Annotated in this window: 18 protein-coding genes and 1 pseudogene; 4 read left to right on the forward strand and 15 right to left on the reverse strand. The window is 69.9% G+C overall.

Features of this window, described 5'->3' with window-relative positions:
* Positions 1-10 precede the first annotated feature (10 nt).
* The 9 genes and pseudogenes from OG407_RS04765 to OG407_RS04805 all read right to left on the reverse strand — a co-directional run bounded on the left by OG407_RS04765 (position 11) and on the right by OG407_RS04805 (position 8188).
* A complete protein-coding gene (locus tag OG407_RS04765; RefSeq protein ID WP_405855289.1) occupies positions 11-916 on the reverse strand; it encodes an aldo/keto reductase in 906 nt (301 codons plus the stop codon).
* Between the two features lie 42 nt (positions 917-958).
* The gene (locus OG407_RS04770; protein WP_405855291.1) at positions 959-2323 is read right to left on the reverse strand and encodes a phospholipase; all 1365 of its coding nucleotides are present in this window, start codon (positions 2321-2323) and stop codon (positions 959-961) included.
* 133 nt (positions 2324-2456) lie between these two features.
* Positions 2457-3512: an NAD-dependent epimerase/dehydratase family protein gene (locus tag OG407_RS04775; RefSeq protein ID WP_405855293.1), complete on the reverse strand. Its 1056-nt coding sequence runs from the start codon at positions 3510-3512 to the stop codon at positions 2457-2459.
* A gap of 83 nt (positions 3513-3595) precedes the next feature.
* Complete coding sequence (locus OG407_RS04780) at positions 3596-4228, reverse strand: SRPBCC family protein (protein WP_405855295.1); 633 nt, start codon at positions 4226-4228, stop codon at positions 3596-3598.
* The gene (locus OG407_RS04785) at positions 4225-4599 is read right to left on the reverse strand and encodes an ArsR/SmtB family transcription factor (RefSeq protein ID WP_405855297.1); all 375 of its coding nucleotides are present in this window, start codon (positions 4597-4599) and stop codon (positions 4225-4227) included. The genes OG407_RS04780 and OG407_RS04785 overlap by 4 nt, the downstream gene beginning before the upstream one ends.
* 58 nt (positions 4600-4657) lie before the next feature.
* A pseudogene (locus tag OG407_RS04790) lies at positions 4658-5989 on the reverse strand (aldehyde dehydrogenase family protein); the annotation flags it as partial.
* A 103-nt stretch (positions 5990-6092) separates the two neighbouring features.
* Positions 6093-7289 carry an RNA polymerase sigma factor gene (locus tag OG407_RS04795; RefSeq protein WP_405855299.1) on the reverse strand — a complete coding sequence of 399 codons (1197 nt, stop codon included), beginning with the start codon at positions 7287-7289 and terminating at the stop codon, positions 6093-6095.
* Positions 7289-7645, reverse strand: a complete 357-nt coding sequence (locus OG407_RS04800; RefSeq protein WP_405855301.1) for a YciI family protein — start codon at positions 7643-7645, stop codon at positions 7289-7291. Before OG407_RS04800 ends, OG407_RS04795 begins: the two co-directional genes overlap by 1 nt.
* Before the next feature lie 90 nt (positions 7646-7735).
* Complete coding sequence (locus tag OG407_RS04805) at positions 7736-8188, reverse strand: MarR family winged helix-turn-helix transcriptional regulator (protein WP_403594186.1); 453 nt, start codon at positions 8186-8188, stop codon at positions 7736-7738.
* Between the two features lie 111 nt (positions 8189-8299).
* Between OG407_RS04805 and OG407_RS04810 the strand changes: the two genes are divergently transcribed.
* The 4 genes from OG407_RS04810 to OG407_RS04825 all read left to right on the forward strand — a co-directional run bounded on the left by OG407_RS04810 (position 8300) and on the right by OG407_RS04825 (position 13736).
* Positions 8300-9382 carry a substrate-binding domain-containing protein gene (locus tag OG407_RS04810; RefSeq protein WP_405855303.1) on the forward strand — a complete coding sequence of 361 codons (1083 nt, stop codon included), beginning with the start codon at positions 8300-8302 and terminating at the stop codon, positions 9380-9382.
* 212 nt (positions 9383-9594) lie between these two features.
* A complete protein-coding gene (locus OG407_RS04815; RefSeq protein ID WP_405855305.1) occupies positions 9595-11292 on the forward strand; it encodes a purine-cytosine permease family protein in 1698 nt (565 codons plus the stop codon).
* 93 nt (positions 11293-11385) lie between these two features.
* Positions 11386-12417, forward strand: a complete 1032-nt coding sequence (locus tag OG407_RS04820) for an acyl-CoA dehydrogenase family protein (RefSeq protein WP_405855306.1) — start codon at positions 11386-11388, stop codon at positions 12415-12417.
* A gap of 86 nt (positions 12418-12503) precedes the next feature.
* The gene (locus tag OG407_RS04825) at positions 12504-13736 is read left to right on the forward strand and encodes a GNAT family N-acetyltransferase (RefSeq protein WP_405855308.1); all 1233 of its coding nucleotides are present in this window, start codon (positions 12504-12506) and stop codon (positions 13734-13736) included.
* Between the two features lie 33 nt (positions 13737-13769).
* Here OG407_RS04825 and OG407_RS04830 read toward each other — a convergent pair whose 3' ends face one another.
* The 6 genes from OG407_RS04830 to OG407_RS04855 form a co-directional block, all read right to left on the reverse strand.
* Positions 13770-14912 (reverse strand): LLM class flavin-dependent oxidoreductase, encoded by a 1143-nt coding sequence (locus OG407_RS04830; protein ID WP_405855310.1) that lies wholly within the window; start codon positions 14910-14912, stop codon positions 13770-13772.
* Between the two features lie 35 nt (positions 14913-14947).
* Positions 14948-16144, reverse strand: coding sequence for an SfnB family sulfur acquisition oxidoreductase (locus OG407_RS04835; RefSeq protein WP_405855312.1), 1197 nt, complete (start codon positions 16142-16144; stop codon positions 14948-14950).
* Between the two features lie 5 nt (positions 16145-16149).
* Entirely contained in the window at positions 16150-16704 is a 555-nt protein-coding gene (ssuE, locus tag OG407_RS04840) for an NADPH-dependent FMN reductase (RefSeq protein WP_405855314.1), read from the reverse strand.
* Positions 16705-16765: 61 nt separating this feature from the next.
* Positions 16766-17983, reverse strand: coding sequence for an acyl-CoA dehydrogenase family protein (locus tag OG407_RS04845; protein WP_405855316.1), 1218 nt, complete (start codon positions 17981-17983; stop codon positions 16766-16768).
* A 30-nt stretch (positions 17984-18013) separates the two neighbouring features.
* A complete protein-coding gene (sfnG, locus tag OG407_RS04850) occupies positions 18014-19135 on the reverse strand; it encodes a dimethylsulfone monooxygenase SfnG (RefSeq protein ID WP_405855318.1) in 1122 nt (373 codons plus the stop codon).
* Between the two features lie 130 nt (positions 19136-19265).
* Complete coding sequence (locus OG407_RS04855; protein WP_351305882.1) at positions 19266-19349, reverse strand: putative leader peptide; 84 nt, start codon at positions 19347-19349, stop codon at positions 19266-19268.
* Positions 19350-19442 lie beyond the last annotated feature (93 nt).

Consider the following 19442-nt stretch of genomic DNA (forward strand, 5'->3'; position numbering starts at 1 on the left):
CCGCCGACCGTCAACCGGCCTTCCGGTGCAGCTCGTTGAGCCGGGCCAGTTCGTCCTCCGTGAGCCGGATCGCACCCGTGGCCACGTTCTCGGTGAGGTGGTCGGGGTTGCCCGTGCCGGGGATCGCGAGGACGTGCGGACCCTGGGCGAGGGACCAGGCGAGGCGGATCTGGGCAGGGCTGGCGTCGTGGGCGTCCGCGATGGCCAGCACCTCGTGGTCGTGGGCGGTGGTGGCGCCCTGCGGCCCGGCCTCCCCCGCGATGGCGAAGAACGGGACGAAGGCGATGCCCTGTTCCCCGCAGATCCGCAGCATCTCGTCGGTGTCGGGGCTGGACGAGTCGAGCCCGAACCGGTTCTGCACACTCACCACCGGCGCGATCGCCTGCGCCTCGGCCAGGTGTCGCGGCTCGACGTCGGAGATCGCGAGGTGCCGGACCAGTCCCTCCTCGCGGAGTTCGGCGAGGGCGCCGAAGTGCTCGGCGATCGAGTCCTGACGCATCCGGCGCAGGTACACCACGTCCAGGTGGTCGCGCCCCAACTGCCGCAGGTTCTCCTCGACATGGCCGCGCAGATCGTCGGGGCGGGCCGAAGTGCCCCACTCCCCGGAGTAGTTGCGGAAGGGACCGACCTTCGTGGCGATTACCAGGTCGTCCGCGTAGGGCGCGAGCGCGGAGTTGATGAGTTCGTTCGCCGACCGCAGGGACGAGAAGTAGAAGGCTGCCGTGTCGATGTGGTTCACACCCAGCTCGATCGCCCTGCGCAGCACGGTGATCGACCGGTCGCGGTCGCTCGGGGTCCCGAGGTTGAAGGCTGCACTGCCCGTCAGCCGCATCGCGCCGAAGCCGATGCGGTTGACGGGCAGGTCGCCGAGTTGCCAGGTGCCCGCGGCGGCCGCGGTGATCTTCGCAGAGGTCATCAGCGGAGTTTCGCACACGTCCGCCTAAGGGCCGACCGCACTTTACGGATACGTGTAGCCGTTCAGGGAGTTGACCGCGGAGGCCGGGTTGCCGAGGTCATAGCGGTCCACCGCAAGGAAGTTGGGCTTCTTCCGGGCCGCCGGCTGGCAGAACCGCTGGGCCCGGTCGAGGACCTTGGTGTTGTCGGTCTGCGCCGTCCCGGCGATGGTCGCGTCGCGGAAGTGGTTCATGACGAACAGCGGGCGGAACCCCGAATACGTCTGCGTCAGCGGGACGTTGAGGTCGCTGCCGTACCAACGGCTGTAGCAGGACCAGTCGGAGGAGCTCGCGCCGGAGCCCATGGACCAGTAGTTCTCGACGGTCCAGTCGCGCTGGTACATCACGCCGAAGCTGTCCCGGGTCAGCCCGGCGGACTCGTCGGAGGCACGGCTGTGGTCGGTGAAGATCAGCAGCCGGTGGTTGGCGGCGATCAGGTCGGCCATCTTGGGCCAGCCGTTCTGCCGTACGCCGGTCTGGTCGGGGCGGTACAGCACGTCGTACAGGCCGTTGACGCGGGCGAGTTCGCTGCGCAGGACGCCCGGGTCGACGTAGTCCTCCAGGAAGACGGTGACGAACTGGTCGGGGTGCGCCTTGAGGAAGTCGACCATGCGCTGGAGGTCGACGTTCAGGGCGACCGGGCTGCTGACCAGGGTGCAGCTGTCGTGGCAGAGGATCGCTCCGTCGGAGGTCTGGTGGATGTCCAGCATGAACCCCCGTACACCGTCGGAGAGTTGCTGGTTGATGCCGCGGGACTGGTTCGGGAAGAAGTTCACGAACGGCGGGGCGAAACCGCCGTCGACCCCGTTGGCGTAGGCGTTGTGCGCGGTGAGGAACGTGACCTGGTCCAGGGTGCGTTGGTCCTGGGCGGGCATCGGGTTGGTGGGCGAGGTGATCGGCGTGAGGTACCAGGAGGCGAGACCGCCGGAGGAGCCGATGGCCAGCTGGGCCGGGTAGTTGGCGCCGGAGGGCTTGGCGCCGACGGTCAAGTAGCTTTCCGCGCCCGGGACCTTGAGCGTGTACTGGTCGCCGCCGGTCGGTGTGATCTGCCAGGCCGCGTCGGCGCTCGTGCAGGCGACAGTTCTCGCCGTGCTGCCCGAGCGGCCCAGACAGCTGCCGGCCGTGTCGGTGCTCTCCAGGACGTACGACGATCCGCTCGCCCGGAGGCTCCACTGCTGGTGGTCCTCGTTGCCCTTGGGGTTGTGCTGCTCCACCGCTCCCCCCTTGTCCGCCGCGTTGAGCCCGGTCGTGGCGCTCTGGACGTAGTAGGTGCCGGGAGCGGGGACCGCGTCGGCGGCTCCGGCCGGTGGAGCGACGATCGCCGCCGACAGCGCGGCGGCGACGGCGAGCAGGGCGTGGGGGGTTCGCATGGGTGCCCTTCGGTCGAGTGTGGTCAGGCTCATGACACCGAAAAGGTGATCGGCCACACCCAAGTGCCTGCGGTCTGAACCAGTCAAGAGCCTTGAACGGTCCGCGGAGTGAACGGGGAAGGGCGAGTGCCGCTCAGTCCGCCTTCCTCAACTCCCGCCAGGCCAGGTGGTGATCGAGGATGGTCTCCTCCAACGGCCGGTAGTCGATGCCCAGTTCCTTCACGCCGCGCCGGTTGTCGACCGTGAACCTGATCCCGAGGTGCTTGCGGATGTAGTCCTGAGTGAGCCCGAACGCCGGGCCCAGAACACGCACCGGCCAGTGCGGCAGGCCGTGTCGGGGCAGCCGGTAGTCGCGCGGGAGGTGTTGCCGCAGGGCACGAGACATGTCGAGGAAGGACGCCATCCGGGCTGCCGCGACGATGTAACGGCCGTGCGCGTCGGGGTTTTCCGCCGCCGCGATGTGCGCGCTCGCGACGTCCCGCACGTCGGCGACGGTGAAGCTGAAGTCGGGGGCCCCGTAGAAGAAGTAGCCCTTGAACAGCTCGTCGAGGAGGAACAGGCTGCCCGAGTCGGAGGCCGGGGTGAGTGAAGGGCCCAGGATCAGGCCGGGGTTGACGGAGACCATGCGCCAGCGATTCTGTGCCTGTTGCGCGTCCCAGGCGGCGCGTTCGGCGACCGTCTTGGCGTAGTGGTACGGGTTGTTCTCGACCGTGCTGGTGGTGTTGAAGTAGTCCTCGGAGAGGATTCCGTCCTTCATGTTCAGTACGTCGACGTAGTCGCCGAAAATCGCGCCGACCGTCGAGGTGAACACCAACTTCCCGACCGTGGGCGTGCGTTCGATGCCTGCGAGGACGTTCCGGGTGCCGGAGAGCGCCGGTTCGACGACGTCCTTCTGGCCGTCCTTGATCTTCTCCGGCATCAGGAACGGCGAGGCTACATGGAACACCACCCGGCAGCCGTCCATCGCCGCGTCGAAGGAACCCGCCGCCAGCAGATCGGCCTCGAACAGCTCCAGCGCGCCCGGGAATTGCTCCCCCATGGCCCGCAGCGGCGCGACCTTCGCCTCGTTGCCGAGGGACCGCACGGTGGTGTGCACCCGGTAGCCGCGCTCCAGCAACTGCCGGACCAGATGGCTGCCGACGAATCCGCTCCCGCCGGTCACCAACACCGTCTCGCCGCCGACACTCATCCCTGGCTCCGATCACCGTGGCATCCAGCGCGCACGCTACAACGGTGATCGGTCCCGGGTCAGCGCTTCGGTCGCTGCGACTCTCACCTCCCGGCCCCGGTATAGGCGGCCGTGGTCCGGTCTGCCGCCTCGCGGGCCGCCGACTCGTCCTCGCCGCTCGCCACGTTCGCCGCGAACCACGCCTCGCTGCTCGCCGTGACGAAGCGGCGGCCCTCCTCGGACGCCAGCCAGGCCATCGCGTCCTCGGGCTTCACGGGTGCCGTGCCCGACAGGCTGCCGTCGAGCCCCAGCAGGATCGAGTCCCAGCCGACGCCCACCGCGCCGGGCCCGAACTCGGCCCACTTCGTGTCGTCGACGTGGGCGATGTGCTCCAACTCGAAGCGCGTTCCGTCACCCTCGGGCGTCAACCGCAGCTCGATCCAGCTCACTTCGCCGCCGAACTCCCAGGTCGCGAAGAAGCTGTTGGGCGGGTCGCAGCGCTCGACGGTACCGCCCGCGTTGCCCTGCAACTGGTACTTTCCGCCCGGCCGCAGTTCGCCGGTGACCGGCAGGAACCAGCGCGGGATGCGCTCGGGGTTGGTGCAGGCGTCCCAGACGTCGTCGACCGGGGAGTCGTAGGACTGGCCGATGGTGATCACGCGGGCCTCGCCGGCCTTGAAGTCGCGTCGGCCGACCGTGCGGCTCACGGAGTTGATCTGGTGGGTGACGTCGATCATGGGGTGCTCCTCGACTCGTCGGGGCTGTCGTCGTCGGCCTCACGGAGCCGGCGCTCGCGTTTGCCCCGGGCCAACTCGGTGGCCAGGGCGTCCAGATGAGGGGTCCAGTAGCGGCGGAACCGGTCGAGCCAGGCGTCGATGTCCCGCAGCGGCTCGGAGTTGACCGCGTAGAGGCGCCGGGTGCCGTCCGGCCGTACCGTCGCGAAACCGTTCTCCCGCAGCACCTTCAGATGCTGGGAGACCGCGGGCTGCGTTATCCCGAACTCCCGCCGGACGACATCGCTGACCGCGCCGGCGGGCTGCTCGCCCTCGGCGAGCAGTTCCAGGATGCGGCGGCGCACGGGGTCTCCGAGCACATCAAAGGCGTGCATGCGGCAAAAATATCACCGGTCGCTTATATAAGCGACCAGTGATAGATGAGCGGGCCGGTCAGACGAGCGGCTTCTCCAGCAGGGCCTTGCGGTGGCTGAACGTCTCGATGGAGTAGCGGCCGTGGTAGTTGCCCATGCCGCTCTCGCCCACGCCGCCGAAGGGCAGGTCGGAGACAGTGAGGTGGGCGAGCGGGAGACCGTAGCCGACGGCGCCCGAGGAGGTCTCGGCGGCGATCCGGGCGCGGGTGTCGTCGGAGTCCGTGAAGACGTACAGGGCGAGGGGCTTGTCGCGGTCGGTGATGAAGGCGATCGCCGCGTCGAGGTCGGGGACGGTGACGATCGGCAGGATCGGGCCGAAGATCTCCTCCGCCATGACGGGCGCCTTCGGGTCGACGTCGGCGAGGACCGTCGGCGCGATGTACTTGTCACCGCGGTCGCTGCGTCCGCCGACCACCACACGGCCGGAGTCGAGCAGTCCGGCGAGCCGGTCGAAGTGGCGTTCGTTGACGATCCGGCCGTACTCGCCGGAGGTCTGCGGGTCGGCGCCGTAGACCTTCTCGACCGCGCTCGCCAGCAGGGGTTCGAGCGCGGCGGCGGTCTCCGGGTCGGTCAGGACGTAGTCGGGGGCGACGCAGGTCTGGCCGGCGTTGAGGAACTTGCCGCGCGCCAACCGGTCGGCGACGACGGTGAGATCGGCGTCGCGGTCGACGAACGCCGGTGATTTGCCGCCGAGTTCGAGGGCGACCGGGGTCAAGTGCTCGGCGGCGGCGCGCAGGACGATGCGGCCGACGGCGCCGTTGCCGGTGTAGAAGATGTGGTCGAAGTGCTCGGCGAGCAGGGCCGTGGTCTCCGGGATGCCGCCCTCCACGACGGCGACCGCGTCGGTGTCGAGGTAGGCGGGAATCAGCCGGGCGACGGCGGCGGAGGTGGCCGGGGCCATCTCGCTGGGCTTGAGGACCACCGCGTCACCGGAGGCGAGCGCGCCGACGACCGGGGTCAGCAGGAGCTGCACCGGATAGTTCCAAGGGGCGATCACGAGGACGACGCCGAGCGGGTCGTACTGCGTCCAGGCGGTCGCGTCCGTGCCGAGGTGGGCCGGTACGGGGGCGGACTCGGGGCGCAGCCACTCCTCAAGGTGGTCGAGGGTGTGGTCGATCTCGCGGACCGTGAAGCCGATCTCGGTGCGCTGGGCCTCGGCGGCGCTCTTGCCGAGGTCGGCGTGGAGGGCGGCGGCGAGGTCGTCGCCGTGCTCGGTGAGCAGGTCGCGCAGGCGGCGCAGCTGGGCGGTGCGCCACTCGACGGGCTTGGTGCGGCCGGTGCGGAAGGTGGCGCGCAGCCGGGCGACGATATCGGCGGGCTGCTCGGGGCTGGACTGGTTCACGGTGCCTCGCTGCTGGTGCGTGGGGGTTCTGGACGGTCAGGTGTATATAGCAACCATTCATACACCGGGAAAAATTCCGGTGCGGCCATGGTCGCCCCCCGCCTCGCCGCTGTCACATGCGGACGAGTTCCCGGCGGCGGCGTTCCAGGTACCCACGCTCGGCCGCGCTCTCGGTCCGGGCGATGGCCGCCTCGTACGCCTCGACGGCCTCGGTGTCGCGGCCCAGCCTGCGCAGGAGATCGGCGCGCACGGCGTGCAGGACGTGGTACTCGCCGAGGTCCAGCGCGTCCACGAGGTCGAGGGCCTTGCGCGGACCGTCGACCTCGGCGACGGCGACGGCCCGGTTCAGGGCGACGACCGGGCTCGGGGCGACGGCCATCAACTGGTCGTAGAGCTGGAGGATCTGTCCCCAGTCGGTCGCGTCCGCGGTCGGTGCGTCGCTGTGCACGGCGTTGATCGCGGCCTGGATCTGGTACGGCCCGGGGTTGTTGAGCCGCAGGCACCGCCGTACGAGTGACTGGCCGTCGGCGATCAGCTCGCCGTCCCATCGCTCGCGGTCCTGCCCGGGCAGCGGCACCAGCTCACCGTCCGCGCCCTCCCGCGCCGCCCGGCGCGACTCGATGAGCAGCATCAGCGCGAGCAGGCCGGTGACCTCGGGCTCGTCCGGCATCAGTTCGGACAGGAGACAGCCGAGGCGCAGGGCTTCCGCGCACAGCTCGGGCGAGTCCGTGTAGCCCTCGTTGAAGATCAGGTAGACGACGGCGAGGACGCCCTTGAGCCGGTCGGGGAGGTCGGCGTCGCGGGGCACGCGGTACGGGATCCTCGCGTCGCGGATCTTGGCCTTGGCGCGGACGAGGCGCTGGGCCATCGTCGCCTCCGGCACCAGGAAGGCGCGGGCGATCCGGGCGGTGGTGAGCCCGCCGAGCAGCCGCAGGGTGAGCGCGACCTGGGCCTGGGTGGCGAGCGCGGGGTGGCAGCAGGTGAAGATCAGGCGGAGCCGGTCGTCGCGCACGGGTCCCTCCTCGGCGGGCGCGTCGGACGCGTACAGCAGGGCGGCCTCGCTGTGGCGGGCCTCCCTCGACGACTCGCGGCGCAGCCGGTCGATCGCGCGGTTGCGGGCGGTCGTGATGATCCACCCGGCCGGACTCGGCGGCACACCGGCCTCCGGCCACTTCCGCACGGCCGTGGTGAAGGCGTCCTGGACCGCTTCCTCGGCGAGGTCGATGTCACCGAGGAAGCGCACCAGGACCGAGACCGCCCGCCCGTACTCGGCACGGAAGACGGCCTCGATGTCGGTGTCGAACGGCATCAGTCCTCGGCCGTGTTCATGAAGGGCCGCACCTCGACGGGCAGCGTGGTGGCCCAGGTCGCCCGCTTCCCCCACTCAAGCGCCGCGTCCAGGTCGGCCGCCTTGATCAGGCAGAGGCCGCCCAGATACTCCTTGCCCTCGGCGTACGGCCCGTCGGTGATCAGCACGTCACCGTCCTTGGGGCGCAGCACGGTCGCCGTCTCCGGCTCGTGCAGTCCCCCGGCGAAGACCCAGGCACCGGCGGCCTGGAGTTCGTCGTGGAAGATCTCCAGCTTGCGGACGATCTCCGCCATCGCCTCGGGCGAGGGCATCTGTCCGTCGGTCGGCGTGATCACGCTGAGCAGGTAGTGCGGCATGACGTCCTCCAGGGCGCAGGGATTCTCGAACCCTCTTGGGGTTCTCTCACCTCCTACACGAACGCCATGGTGCCGGATCGACACCTCGCCTCAGGACACCGGCAGGTTTTTCTCCGCGGGCTCTCCGTCGAGCGCCGCCGTGAGCCGGGCGAGCAGTCGTACGAGGTCGCCCTGGTCGTCGATCACGTCGAGCAGCCGGGTCTGGTCGGTGAGCAGGCGGTCCGCGGCGCGTTGGTGGAGGGAACGGCCGCGGGCGGTGAGGTGGAGCAGGACGCGGCGGCGGTCGGCCCGGTCGGGGCGGCGGTGGACGAGGTTGTCGGCGACCATCCGGTCGACCAGTTTGGTGAGGCTCGGGGCCGGCATCAATACCTGGTCGGCGATCTCGGTCATCGGGTGGCCCTTGCCGTCGGCGATGACCGACAGGACGCGCCACTGCTCGACCGAGCAGTTCTCCTCGGCCAGGACGGCGGTCATGCGCAGGCCCAGCCGCCGCTCGGCGTGACTCAGCAGGTGGGCGAGGCCCGGCGACGGTACGGACGACATTGCCGCTGTCCTTCCGGTAGGTCTACTGTGCGGTTCAGATTACGAGCCTCTGCGAGGGCGCCGGGGCCGGGACCGGTTTCCGTGCCCTCACGCCCTCACGGAGGTGGCCTGGTGCATCCCCTGCCACCCGGGCGGATCAGCGGCCCGGTCAGGACTCTGGTCGTGGCACTGGTCGTACCCCTGCAGGGCCCGGCGGGCGTCTTCGGTCCGTCCTGCGAACTCGCCGCACAGCTCGCCGTGGAGGAACTCAACGCCACCGATGGGGTGTTGGGCCGCGAGGTCCGGCTGATCGTGGTGGACGGCGGCGCGCCGGCGGAGCAAGTCGCCGCCGAGGTCGAGATGTTGGTGTCGATACGCGCGGTCGACGCGGTGGTCGGCTGGCACACCTCGGCGGTCCGCAAGGCGCTGGTGCCGCGCATCGCGGGCCGGGTGCCGTACGTCTACACCGCGCAGTACGAGGGCGGCGAGCGCACGCCGGGCGTCTTCCTGACCGGCGAGACCGACGCGGCCCAACTCCGGCCCGCCATGCGGCTCTTGGCGGAGGAGACCGGCGTACGGCACTGGTGCACGGTGGGCAACGACTATGTGTGGCCGAGGGTGACCGCCCGGGCCGCGCGCCGCTATGCCCGGGAGTGCGGCGGCCGGGTGCGCGACGAGGTGTTCGTGCCGCTGGGGACGTACGAGTTCGGGCCGGTGCTGCGGCGGATCGAGCGGTGCGAGGCGGACGCCGTCCTGATGCTGCTGGTCGGGGACGACGCGGCGCGCTTCAACCGGGCGTTCGCCGCGCACGGTCTGCATCAGCGGTGTCTGCGGCTGAGCACGCACATGGACGAGAACATCCTGCTGTCCACCGGCGCGGAGGCGACCGAGGGACTGTGGGCGGCGGCCGGCTACTTCGAGACCCTGGCGACCGCCGAAAGCCTTGATTTCAGCGGGCGTTACGCGGCCCGCTTCGGTGTGGAGGCACCCGTCGTGGGCAGCCTCGGCGAGTCGTGTTTCGAAGGCGTACGCCTGCTCGCCGCACTGGCCGAGCAGGCGCGGTCGCTCGATGTGGGCACCATGTGCGCGATGGGCGGCACCGTCTCGTACGAGGGCCCGCGAGGCGTACTGCGTCTGCACGGCAATCACCTCCGCCAACGGCTGTACCTGGCCCGGGCGGACGCCTTCGACTTCGACATCGTCGCCCAGCTCTGACCTTCCCACCTGCTCCGACCGAGAGTACCTTCCCCCAGGAATAGTTTCCACAGGAAGCATCGATTAAATCTACGCGCGTCGCCAAAAGAATTTTGAAAGCCCTTCCATTTAAAGCAGGTGAAACGGTCGGGAAACAATTCGGCGTGACTCTTCCGTCCAACTCCCCCGGGCCGTCCGGGAGATGACCCACACCCGTGGAAGAGGGAAGTGTCGTGACGGAGATCGTCGACAAAGAGGCGCCGGCAACGGCTGCCGGACGGACCTACAACGACTGGGCGAAGAACGACACCCTGGAGGACTACTCGCTGCGCTACGCGCCGAAGTCCTTCCGCCGCTGGACGCCGTACGTGGTGGCCACCACCGCTCTCGGCGGTATCGCGTACCTCGCCGACTTCGCCATCGGCGGTTCCATCGCGATCTCGAACGGCTTCTCCAGCGCCATGGTGGCGATCCTGGCGGCGGCGGTGACGATCTTCCTCACCGGCATCCCGATCTCGTACTACTCCGCCAAGTACTCCATCGACATGGACCTGTTGACCCGGGGCGCCGGCTTCGGCTACCTCGGCTCGACCCTCACGTCGGTCATCTACGCCAGCTTCACCTTCATCTTCTTCGCCCTAGAGGGCTCGATCATGGCGCAGGCGCTGGACCTGGGCCTGCACATCCCGCTGGCCGTCGGCTACTTGATCTGCTCGCTGATCATCCTGCCGCTGGTGATCTACGGCATGACCGCACTCTCCAAGATGCAGGTGTGGACGCAGCCGGTGTGGCTGGTGCTGATGGTCGCGCCGTTCGTGTCCATCGCGATCCAGGAGCCCGGCAAGTTCTCGCAGTTCACCCACTTCGCGGGCAACTCCCCCACCGGTTCCAGCATCAGCATGCTCGGCGTCGGCGCGGGCGCCGGTGTAGCGCTGTCCCTCATCGCACAGATCGGTGAGCAGGTCGACTACCTGCGCTTCATGCCCGACAAGACCCCCGAGAACGCCAAGAAGTGGTGGAGCGCGGTCCTTTCAGCCGGTCCGGGCTGGGTCGTCCTCGGCGCGGCGAAGCAGATGGGCGGCGCGTTCCTCGCCTTCTACATCGCCGGCAGCGTGGGCCTGGCCAAGGCCAACGAGCCCATCCAGCAGTACGTGCACGGCTTCAAGACCTTCGCCGCCCCGGTCGCCCTGGGCCTCGCCACGTTCTTCGTGATCCTCTCCCAGGTGAAGATCAACTCGACGAACGCGTACTCCGGTTCGCTGTCCTGGTCGAACTTCTTCTCCCGCCTGACACACCGTCACCCGGGCCGCGTGGTCTACATCTTCCTCAACGTGGGCATCGCGCTGGCCCTGATGGAGGGCGGCGTCTTCGGCTTCCTCAACACCGTGCTCGGCTTCTACTCCAACGTGGCGATCGCCTGGATCGGCGCGGTCGTCGCCGACCTCGTCATCAACAAGCCGCTCAAACTCAGCCCGTCCTACATCGAGTTCAAGCGCGCCCACCTGTACAACTTCAACCCGGTCGGCTTCGGCTCGATGCTCATCGCGTCGGCGGTCTCCATCTCCGCGTACTTCAACGCGTTCGGCGACTACGCCAAGGCCTACTCGCCCTTCATCGCCCTGTTCCTGGCGATGGTCCTCTCGCCCCTGTTCGCGTACCTCACCAAGGGCAAGTACTACATCGCCCGCCTCGACGACCTGGCGGAGCCGCTGCTCGACGCGGACGGACTCCCCTCGGCCGTCATCCTCAACTGCACTGTCTGCACAACGGACTTCGAGCGTCCCGACGTGGCGAACTGCCCCTTCCACTCCGGCCCGATCTGCTCCCTGTGCTGCAGCCTGGAGAAGGACTGCCACGACTCCTGCAAGAGCGCCCCCGGCGCCACGGGCCCGGTCGACCTGGCGATGCCCGCCGTACGCTCGGCGGACTGACCCCCGCGTTTCCGCCGCTCCGGCCCGTGTCCCACGACACGGGCCGGAGCGTCGCGCGTGGCCGGCCCGGAGCCGATCGGGAGAATCCTCCTCATGACCTCCCACCCCCTCGTCACCCGCGCCCGCCGACTCGCGGACGACCTCCTCGCCCCGCATGCCGAACAGGTCGACCAGGAGGGCGTCCCGGGAAGCCACATCGAGGCGGTCAAACGCTCCGGTCTGCTGGGCGTGAGCGCCCCCGTGGCCTACGGCGGCTCGGCGGCGCCGGCCGCGGTGGCGCGGGAGACGGCGGAGATCCTGGCCGGGGCATGCTGCTCGACGTGGTTCGTGCAGACACAGCACCACACGCCGGTCATGACGCTGACGAAGAGTGAACTCCCGCTGCGGGAGCGCCTGTTGGGCCCGCTCGCGCGAGGTGAGCTGATGTCCGGGGTGGCGTACGCGCACCTGCGCGCCCACCCCCGGATCCCGGTGCGGGTCACGCGGGAGCGGGGCGGCTGGCGCTTCGACGGGACGGTGCCCTGGTACACGGGCTGGGGCCTCAACGACGTCATGCTGCTCGCGGGGGTGACGGACGCGGACGAGGCACTGTTCGCGTTCACGGAGGCCCGGGAACAGGAGGGGCTGCGTCCGTCCGACCCGATGCGGCTCGCGGCACTCACGGCATCCCGGACGGTGTCCCTGGAACTGAACGGCCTGTGGCTGCCGGAGGACGCCGTAGCCCTGCGCGTGCCGTACGCGGAGTGGGCGAGGACCGACCGCCCGAAACCGACCAATGCGTCACCGGCGGTCTTCGGCGTCGCGGAGGCGGCCCTCGCTCTGCTGGACGACGACACGTCCGGCCCGCTGCGCACGCGTCTCGACAAGGTGCGCACGCAGGCCTACGACTTGGCCGACCACCCGGTACCGCACGAGCACTTGGCGGAACGGCTGGCGCTCAGGACGCAGGCGTACGAGGTGCTGATGACGGCGACCACGGCAGCGGTGGTGGCCGGCGGCGGCAGGTCGCTGTCGTTGACGAACAGGGCCCAACGCCTCGCGCGGGAAGCCCTGTTCCTACTGGTTCAAGGTCAGACGGCAGAGTCGAGAAGGGCCCACTTGAAGGCACTGGCCGACCGGCCGTAATTCGCTTGACCTGGTCCCGGGGGGACGCTGCATTGTGGCGGGACACCACGGGAGGTGGTGCCGGTATCGGGGAGGCAGCGGCAGCGATGGAGATCCGTCCCACGACCGACGAGGACCATGACGTCTTCGTCGACACGGTCCATGCGGCGTTCGGGCTCTTCCCGGAAACCCCGGTCGAGGGCGGCGGGCTCTGGTGGTCGGCGCTCGAAATGGACCGCTGTCTGCTCGCCCTGACGGCGGACGGGCGGCCCGTCGGCACCGCGGCCACGTACCCCTTCGAACTCACCCTGCCCGGCGAGACCCTCGTCCCGGCCCCCGGGGTGACCGCCGTCGGCGTCCTCCCCTCGCACCGGCGCCGGGGCGTGCTCAGCGCGATCATGCGGCATCAGCTCACCGAGTTGCGGGCCCGCGGGGAGGTCCTCTCCGTGCTGCTGGCCTCCGAGGCCACGATCTACGGCAGGTTCGGCTATGGACCGGCGACCTATACGGCGCGGCTGACGGTGCCGCGCCACAAGGGCGCCCGCGCCGTTCCCCGGGCGCGCGGAACGGCCGACGCACCGGCGACGGGTCCGGACACCGGCTCCGTCGAGGTGCTGCGTCGTGCCGAGTGCGGCGAGATCCTGGAAGAGGTCTACGACAGGTACCGCCGCGCCCAGCCCGGCGCGCTGTCCCGGCCGCACCGCTGGTGGGCCCTGCGCGCGGGTCAGCCCCCGATCTCGCCGGCGCCGCGTTACGTGGCCGTCCACCGGAATGCCGACGGCGTCCCGGACGGGTACGCCAGCTACTCGATCGCTGAGGGCAAGACCTTGACGGTCGACGAGACCATCGCCACCGACGACGCCGTCTTCACGGCCCTGGCCCGGTTCGTACTCGAACACGACCTGGTCTCTCAGGTGGTGTTCAAGCACGTCCCGCCCCAGCACCCGCTGCGCTGGCAGCTCGTGGACTTCCGCGCCGGCGAGGTGGGCGGCGACACGGACTGGCTCTGGGTGCGGCTGCTGGACGTGCCGCGTGCGCTGACCGCGCGCGGCTGGTTCACGGACGGCGAACTCGTCCTCGCCGTCGACGACCCGTTCCTGGACGAGCACGGCCGCTATCTGCTGACCGTCCGGGACGGCAAGGCCGAGTGTGTGCCGACGGGCCGGGAGCCCGACCTGTCCCTGGACGTACGCGACTTGGGCTCGGTCTACCTCGGCGGCACCGCCCCGAGCACCCTCGTGCGGGCCGGACACATCCGGGCCCACCGCCCGGACGCGGCCACCCGCGCCGACGCCCTCTTCCGCGCCGACCGCTCCCCGCACTGCCTGCACTGGTTCTGACCACGCGCCCGCAGACCCGGCGACCCACACGAATCAACTGGCAAACGGCACCTGTGCCGCGGAAGCCCGCTGCTCACCGACAGGGTGCTGCCACACACCCTCCGCCGCCAGCCTCGGCAGCACGCCCTCCCCGAACCAGTACGCCTCCTCCAGGTGCGGATACCCGGACAGCACGAACTCCTCGATCCCCAGCGCCGCGTACTCCTTGATCCGCTCGGCGACCTCCTCGTGGCTGCCGACCAGCGCCGTCCCGGCGCCACCCCGGACGAGCCCGATCCCGGCCCACAGGTTGGGATGGATCTCCAGGCCGTCCCGGCTCCCGCCGTGCAGCGCGAGCATCCGCCGCTGTCCCTCGGACTCGCTTCGCGCGAGCCCGGCCTGTACGGACTTCACGGTCTCGGAGTCGAAGCCTTCGAGCAGCCGGTTCGCCTCGGCCCAGGCCTCCGCGGACGTGTCACGCGTGATGACGTGCAGCCGGATGCCGAAGCGGAGCGTCCGCCCCTCCTTGGCCGCCAGGCCCCTGATCCAGGCGATCTTCTCCGCGACCTGGGCCGGCGGCTCGCCCCAAGTGAGGTACACGTCCACGTACTTGGCGGCGATCTCCCCCGCGATCGGCGACGATCCCCCGAAGTACACCTCGGGCACCGGATCGGGCAGCCGCGCCAGCTTCGCGTCCTCGACGCGCAGATGCTCACCGGCCGCATCGACGGTCTTGCCGTCCCACAACTGCCGTACGATCTGCAGGAATTCGCCGGTACGGCGGTAGCGGTCGTCCTTGTCGAGGAAGTCCCCGTAAGCCCGCTGCTCGTGGCTCTCGCCGCCGGTGACGACGTTGAGGAGCAGGCGTCCGCCGGTCTGCCGCTGGAACGTGGACGCCATCTGCGCGGCGAGCGTGGGTGAGACGAAGCCGGGGCGGAAGGCGACCAGGAACTTCAGGCGTTCGGTGTTCTGGCTGACCATCGCGGTGGTGAGCCACGCGTCCTCGCACCAGGCACCGGTGGGCGTGAGGGCGCCCACGAAGCCGAGGTCCTCCGCCGCGCGGGCGATCTGGCTCAGGTAGGCGACCGTCGGCGGCCGGTCCCGCCCGGAGGCGGTGGCGGGGGTGCCGTGACCGCCGCCCACGACATGGCGGCTGTCCCCGTTGGTGGGGAGGAACCAGTGGAAGGTGAGGGACACGTGGGGGCTCCTGTCTGGACTGTCCTGCGGGTGGGTCAGAGAAGGCCGTGGCGGGGTGGCCTGGTGCCGTTCAGCACGTAGCGGCCGATGTGCTGGATCTTCCAGCGGGCCGGGTCGTGCAGGGTGTGGGTGCGGGCGTCGCGCCAATGCCGGTGCAGATTGAGTGAGTTGAGGGCCGAGCGGGTTCCCGCCACCTCGAACAGGGCGCCCGCCACCTCGACGGCGGTCTGCGCCGCGTGCACCTTGGCCGCCGCGACCGCGATGGAGGCCTCCGCCGCCGAGTCGTCGTTGAGGTTGGCACGCGCCGCGTCCACGGCCTTGCCCGCCTGGATCAGCAGGGCCTCGGACGCCCTTACCTGGATGGCGAGTTCACCGAACCGCTGGATCAGCAGCGGGTCCTCGGCGGCGGTCTCGACCCCGCTCTCGAACCAGGGGCGGCTCTTCGTCCGGACGAACTCGGCGGCCTCGGCCAGCGCTCCCCCGGCGATCCCGGCGTCGATGGCCGCGTGCAGCAACTGGGCCACGGCGCCGTGGAGTTGGGGCCCCCCGAAGGTGAGGTGGTGCGGCAGGACGCGGTCGGCGGGGACGGCGACCGCCTCCAGGCGGACCGTGCCGCTGGCCGTCGTACGCTGGCCCATTCCGTCCCAGTCGTCGACGACCGTGACGCCCTCGGCGTCGCTCGGGACGTACGCGACATGGAGGTTGTCGTCCTCGGTGCGGGCGAGGACGGGGATCCAGTCGGCGAAGAGGGCGCCTGTGGAGTAGTGCTTGACGCCGGTCAGTTGGTACGAGCCGTCCGGCTGACGTGTCAGGCGGGTGCGGATGTCCTGGACGTGTTTGGTGCCGGCCTCGGACTGGGCGTTGCCGAAGCGACGGCCCGCCAGCAGCTCGGCGAAGAAGAACTTCCGCTGGTCCGGGGTGCCCTGACGGCGGATCACATTGACGTAGGCGAAGTGGCTCTGCGGGATCTGGGCGAGGCTGCCGTCGGCCGAGCCGAGGAGGCGGAAGATCTCGGCGAGGGTCTCCGCGCTGACGTCGGCGCCCCCGTGGTCGGCGGGCACAGTGACGGCGAGCAGTCCGGAGTCGGACAGGCGGTCCAACTCGGCGCGCGGGAGCCTGCGTTCGGTGTCGCGCGCCGAGGCCCCGGTCCGGAACTCGTCGGCGAGCGCGGCGGCGAGGGCGAGGGCCTCGGCGTCGTCCGCGATCACGTGGGCGGTCGCACGGTCGGTCATCGTGGTCAGCTCGCCGCGGCCAGCAGCGGGGTACGGCCGAGGGCCGCCGAGAACTGGTCCACCACCTGGGTGAGCGCCTCGGTGGTGCCCGGGGCGACGGTCAGCGAGCCGTCCTCGTGGGCGGTGATGTCCTTGTCGAGGATGAACCAGCCCTGGACTATGTGGGCCGCGCCCATGGAGTTCAGCACCGGGCGGAGCGCGTAGTCGATGGCGAGCACATGTGCGGTGGACCCACCCGTGGCGAGCGGCAGCACGGTCTTGCCGGTGAGGGCGTACTGCGGGAGCAGGTCGAGCAGCGCCTTGAGGACCCCGGAGTAGGAGGCCTTGTAGACGGGGGTGCCTACGACCACTCCGTCGGCGCGGGCGAACAGTTCGGTGGCCTCGACGATGGCCGGGTGGCGGAAGTCCGCGCCGAGCAGGGCCTCGGCGGGGATGGTGCGCACGTCGAGCGGGATCACCTCGTGGCCCTGGGCGATCAGCCGCTTGTCCAGGTGCCGTAGAAGGCGATTCGTGCGGGAGGAGACGGAGGGGCTGCCGGAGACGGACAGAACGGTGGCCATGGGTCCTCTTTCGGGGAGGCGGGGCGCCCGCTCAACCAGCAGGCGCCCCGGGGCAGTTCGGTCAGGAGTACCAGGTGGGTTCGGGCAGTTCGCCCTCAAGGACCCAGCGGCCGACCTCGCGTCGCTTGTAGGCGACCGGATCGTGCAGGGTGTGGGTGCGGACGTTGCGCCAGAACCGGTCGAGGCCCTCGGAGGTGGCGGTGGAGCGGGCGCCGGTGACCTCGAAGATGCGGTTGCCGATCTCCAGGGCGACATCGGTGGCGCGTGCCTTGACGGCGGCGACCCGTACTTCGAAGTCGCCGCGGGTCTTCTCGGTGACGGCGTCGGGGTCCTCGTGCAGTTTCTGTCCCTCGGCGGCGACCGTGTCGGCGAGGGCCTCGACCGCCCAGAGCTTCGCGGTGAGGTCGCCGTAGGTATCGATGACGTAGGGCTCGTCGACCGCGCGCTCGTAGCCGCCGTGCAGCCAGGAGCGGGCCTTGGTGCGGGTGTAGGTTGCGGCCGTCTCCAGGGCGCCGGCGGCGATGCCCAAGTAGAAGTTGACGAAGACGAGTTGGATGGTCGGGACGTTGAGCGTGTTGTACGTGCGCGGCCGGAATTCCTTGTCGACGTAGCCGGCCGCCGAGGACCACGGGGTGCGGACGCCGTCGAGGATGACGCCGCCGCTCTCGGTGAGGCGCTGGCCGATGTTGTCCCAGTCGTCGAGGAAGGTCAGGCCCTCGCTGTCGGAGGGCACGATCGCGAAGACGTGCTGGTCGGTGCCTTCCAGGACGCCTTCGAGGACGGTGACGTCGGAGATCCTACTGCCGGTGGAGAAGGACTTGCGGCCGGTGAAGACGAGGTCGTCGCCGTCCTCGGTGACGGTGACGTCCTTGTCGCGCGGGTTGACGGCGCCGCCGAAGAACCACTGGTTGCGGGCGGCCTCGGCCTCGACGCGCTCCCACTGTTCGCGGGTGCCGACCAGGCGGGCGGCCCAGTTCCAGAGGTAGTGGTAGCCGAGGAGTTGGCCGATGGAGCCGTCGGCCTTGGCGATCTCGCGGACGACGCGGTAGGCGGTGGGCCAGTCCTGGCCTCCGCCGCCGTGCTCCGTGGGGCCGAGCAGAGTGACGAGGCCTGATTCCTTGAGGAGTTGGACCTCGGCGTAGGGGGTGGCGCCGGCCCGGTCGCGGGCGGCGGCGTCGGTGTCGAGGAGCGCGGCGACCTCGGCGGCGCGGGCGATCCAGTCCTGGGCGGATCGCGGAGCCGGGCGGGTCTGCCAGTCGGTGGGCGTGACGGTGCTCATGCGGGTGTCCTCTTTCGCAGTGGGGTGCGATCAGGCGTGCACGGAGACGGACTCGGTCTCGCCGTCGGGGAGTTGGGCTTCCAGTTCGCGCACGAGGGGCAGCACCCGCTTGCCGAAGTACTCCACCTCCTCGTGGTAGTGCAGGAAGCCGAGCAGGAGAAGGTCGACGCCCAACTTCTTGTAGGCGACGATCCGTTCGGCGATCTGCTCCGGGGTGCCGATGAGTCCCGTACGGAAGCCGTCGTTGTACTGCACGAGGTCCTCGAACGTGGAGTCCTGCCACATGCCCGTGCCGTCGGCCGAGGACTGCCCGGCCTGCTTCACCGCGGCCCCGAATCCCTCGACGGCCTCACGGTCGGCCTTGGCGACGATCTCCCGGAGCGTGTCACGGGCCTCGGCCTCGGTGTCCCGGGCGATGAGGAAGCCGTTGAGGCCGAACTTCGGTGCGGTACGGCCGACTTGGGCGGCCGAGTGGCGTACGTCGGCGAGCTGCTCGGTGACGCCGTCGAAGTCCTTGCCGTTGGAGAAGTACCAGTCGGAGACGCGGCCGGCCATCGCGCGGGCGGCGGTGGAGTTGCCGCCCTGGAAGATCTCCGGGTGCGGGCGCTCGGGGGTGTTGAGGGGCTTGGGCTTGAGGGAGAAGTCGCGCAACCGGTAGAAGTCTCCGGCGAGTTCGGTGTGGTCCTCGGTCCAGATCTGGCGCAGGGCCTGGATGAACTCCTCGGAGCGGCGGTAGCGCTCGTCGTGCTCAAGCCAGGGCTCGCCGAGGGCGGTGAACTCACCCTTGAACCAGCCGGACACGACGTTGACGGCGAAGCGGCCGTTCGACAAGTGGTCGGCGGTGGCGCCGAGTTTGGCGAGGACGCCCGGGTGCCAGAGGCCGGGGTGAACGGCGGCGATGACCTTCAGGCGCTGGGTGGCGAGGAGGAGGGCGAGGCTGAAGCTGGTCGACTCGTGCTGGAACTCGGCGCCGTAGCTGGCCATGTAGCGGACCTGGCTGAGTGCGTACTCGAAGCCGTTGTTCTCGGCGAGGACGGCGAGTTCGCGGTTGTACTCGTAGCCCCAGTCGGTGCGTTGCTCGATCTTGCTGGTGACGAGTCCCCCGCTGACGTTGGGGACCCAGTAGGCGAATTTCACGGGCTCTGCGGGCATGCGGAACTCCTGTTGCGGAATGTGATTCCGGGCACGCCGAATTCCGGGCACGCGACACGACGTGCGAAAGGACGGAATTCAGGCGGGGATGGAGAGAGGGCGGCGGATCACAGGACGGAGGTGACGGGGATCAGGCCGCGGTGCAACAGGAGGCGCTGGAGACGCGCGCGAGGTCGACATGGCGTCGCCGCGTGAGGTCCAGTCGCATCATCATGCCGTCGATCGTGGCAGCCGTCCGCCGGGACCGTCAAGGAAAACCCGACCGGTCTCGTATCGCGGACCATTGAATTTCACGAACGTGTGACAG

The sequence above is a fragment of the Streptomyces sp. NBC_01515 genome (assembly GCF_045040345.1).
Lineage (GTDB): Bacteria > Actinomycetota > Actinomycetes > Streptomycetales > Streptomycetaceae > Streptomyces.

Excerpts from the sequence above, each read along its gene's own strand:
- OG407_RS04775 (WP_405855293.1), bottom strand. The coding sequence starts at position 3,512 with ATGAGTGTCGGCGGCGAGACGGTGTTGGTGACCGGCGGGAGCGGATTC.
- OG407_RS04855 (WP_351305882.1), bottom strand. The coding sequence starts at position 19,349 with ATGATGATGCGACTGGACCTCACGCGGCGACGCCATGTCGACCTCGCG.
- ssuE (WP_405855314.1), bottom strand. The coding sequence starts at position 16,704 with ATGGCCACCGTTCTGTCCGTCTCCGGCAGCCCCTCCGTCTCCTCCCGC.
- sfnG (WP_405855318.1), bottom strand. The coding sequence starts at position 19,135 with ATGCCCGCAGAGCCCGTGAAATTCGCCTACTGGGTCCCCAACGTCAGC.
- OG407_RS04785 (WP_405855297.1), bottom strand. The coding sequence starts at position 4,599 with ATGCACGCCTTTGATGTGCTCGGAGACCCCGTGCGCCGCCGCATCCTG.
- OG407_RS04770 (WP_405855291.1), bottom strand. The coding sequence starts at position 2,323 with ATGCGAACCCCCCACGCCCTGCTCGCCGTCGCCGCCGCGCTGTCGGCG.
- OG407_RS04795 (WP_405855299.1), bottom strand. The coding sequence starts at position 7,289 with ATGCCGTTCGACACCGACATCGAGGCCGTCTTCCGTGCCGAGTACGGG.
- OG407_RS04825 (WP_405855308.1), top strand. The coding sequence starts at position 12,504 with ATGGAGATCCGTCCCACGACCGACGAGGACCATGACGTCTTCGTCGAC.
- OG407_RS04800 (WP_405855301.1), bottom strand. The coding sequence starts at position 7,645 with ATGCCGCACTACCTGCTCAGCGTGATCACGCCGACCGACGGACAGATG.
- OG407_RS04805 (WP_403594186.1), bottom strand. The coding sequence starts at position 8,188 with ATGTCGTCCGTACCGTCGCCGGGCCTCGCCCACCTGCTGAGTCACGCC.
- OG407_RS04820 (WP_405855306.1), top strand. The coding sequence starts at position 11,386 with ATGACCTCCCACCCCCTCGTCACCCGCGCCCGCCGACTCGCGGACGAC.
- OG407_RS04780 (WP_405855295.1), bottom strand. The coding sequence starts at position 4,228 with ATGATCGACGTCACCCACCAGATCAACTCCGTGAGCCGCACGGTCGGC.
- OG407_RS04835 (WP_405855312.1), bottom strand. The coding sequence starts at position 16,144 with ATGACCGACCGTGCGACCGCCCACGTGATCGCGGACGACGCCGAGGCC.
- OG407_RS04765 (WP_405855289.1), bottom strand. The coding sequence starts at position 916 with ATGACCTCTGCGAAGATCACCGCGGCCGCCGCGGGCACCTGGCAACTC.
- OG407_RS04845 (WP_405855316.1), bottom strand. The coding sequence starts at position 17,983 with ATGAGCACCGTCACGCCCACCGACTGGCAGACCCGCCCGGCTCCGCGA.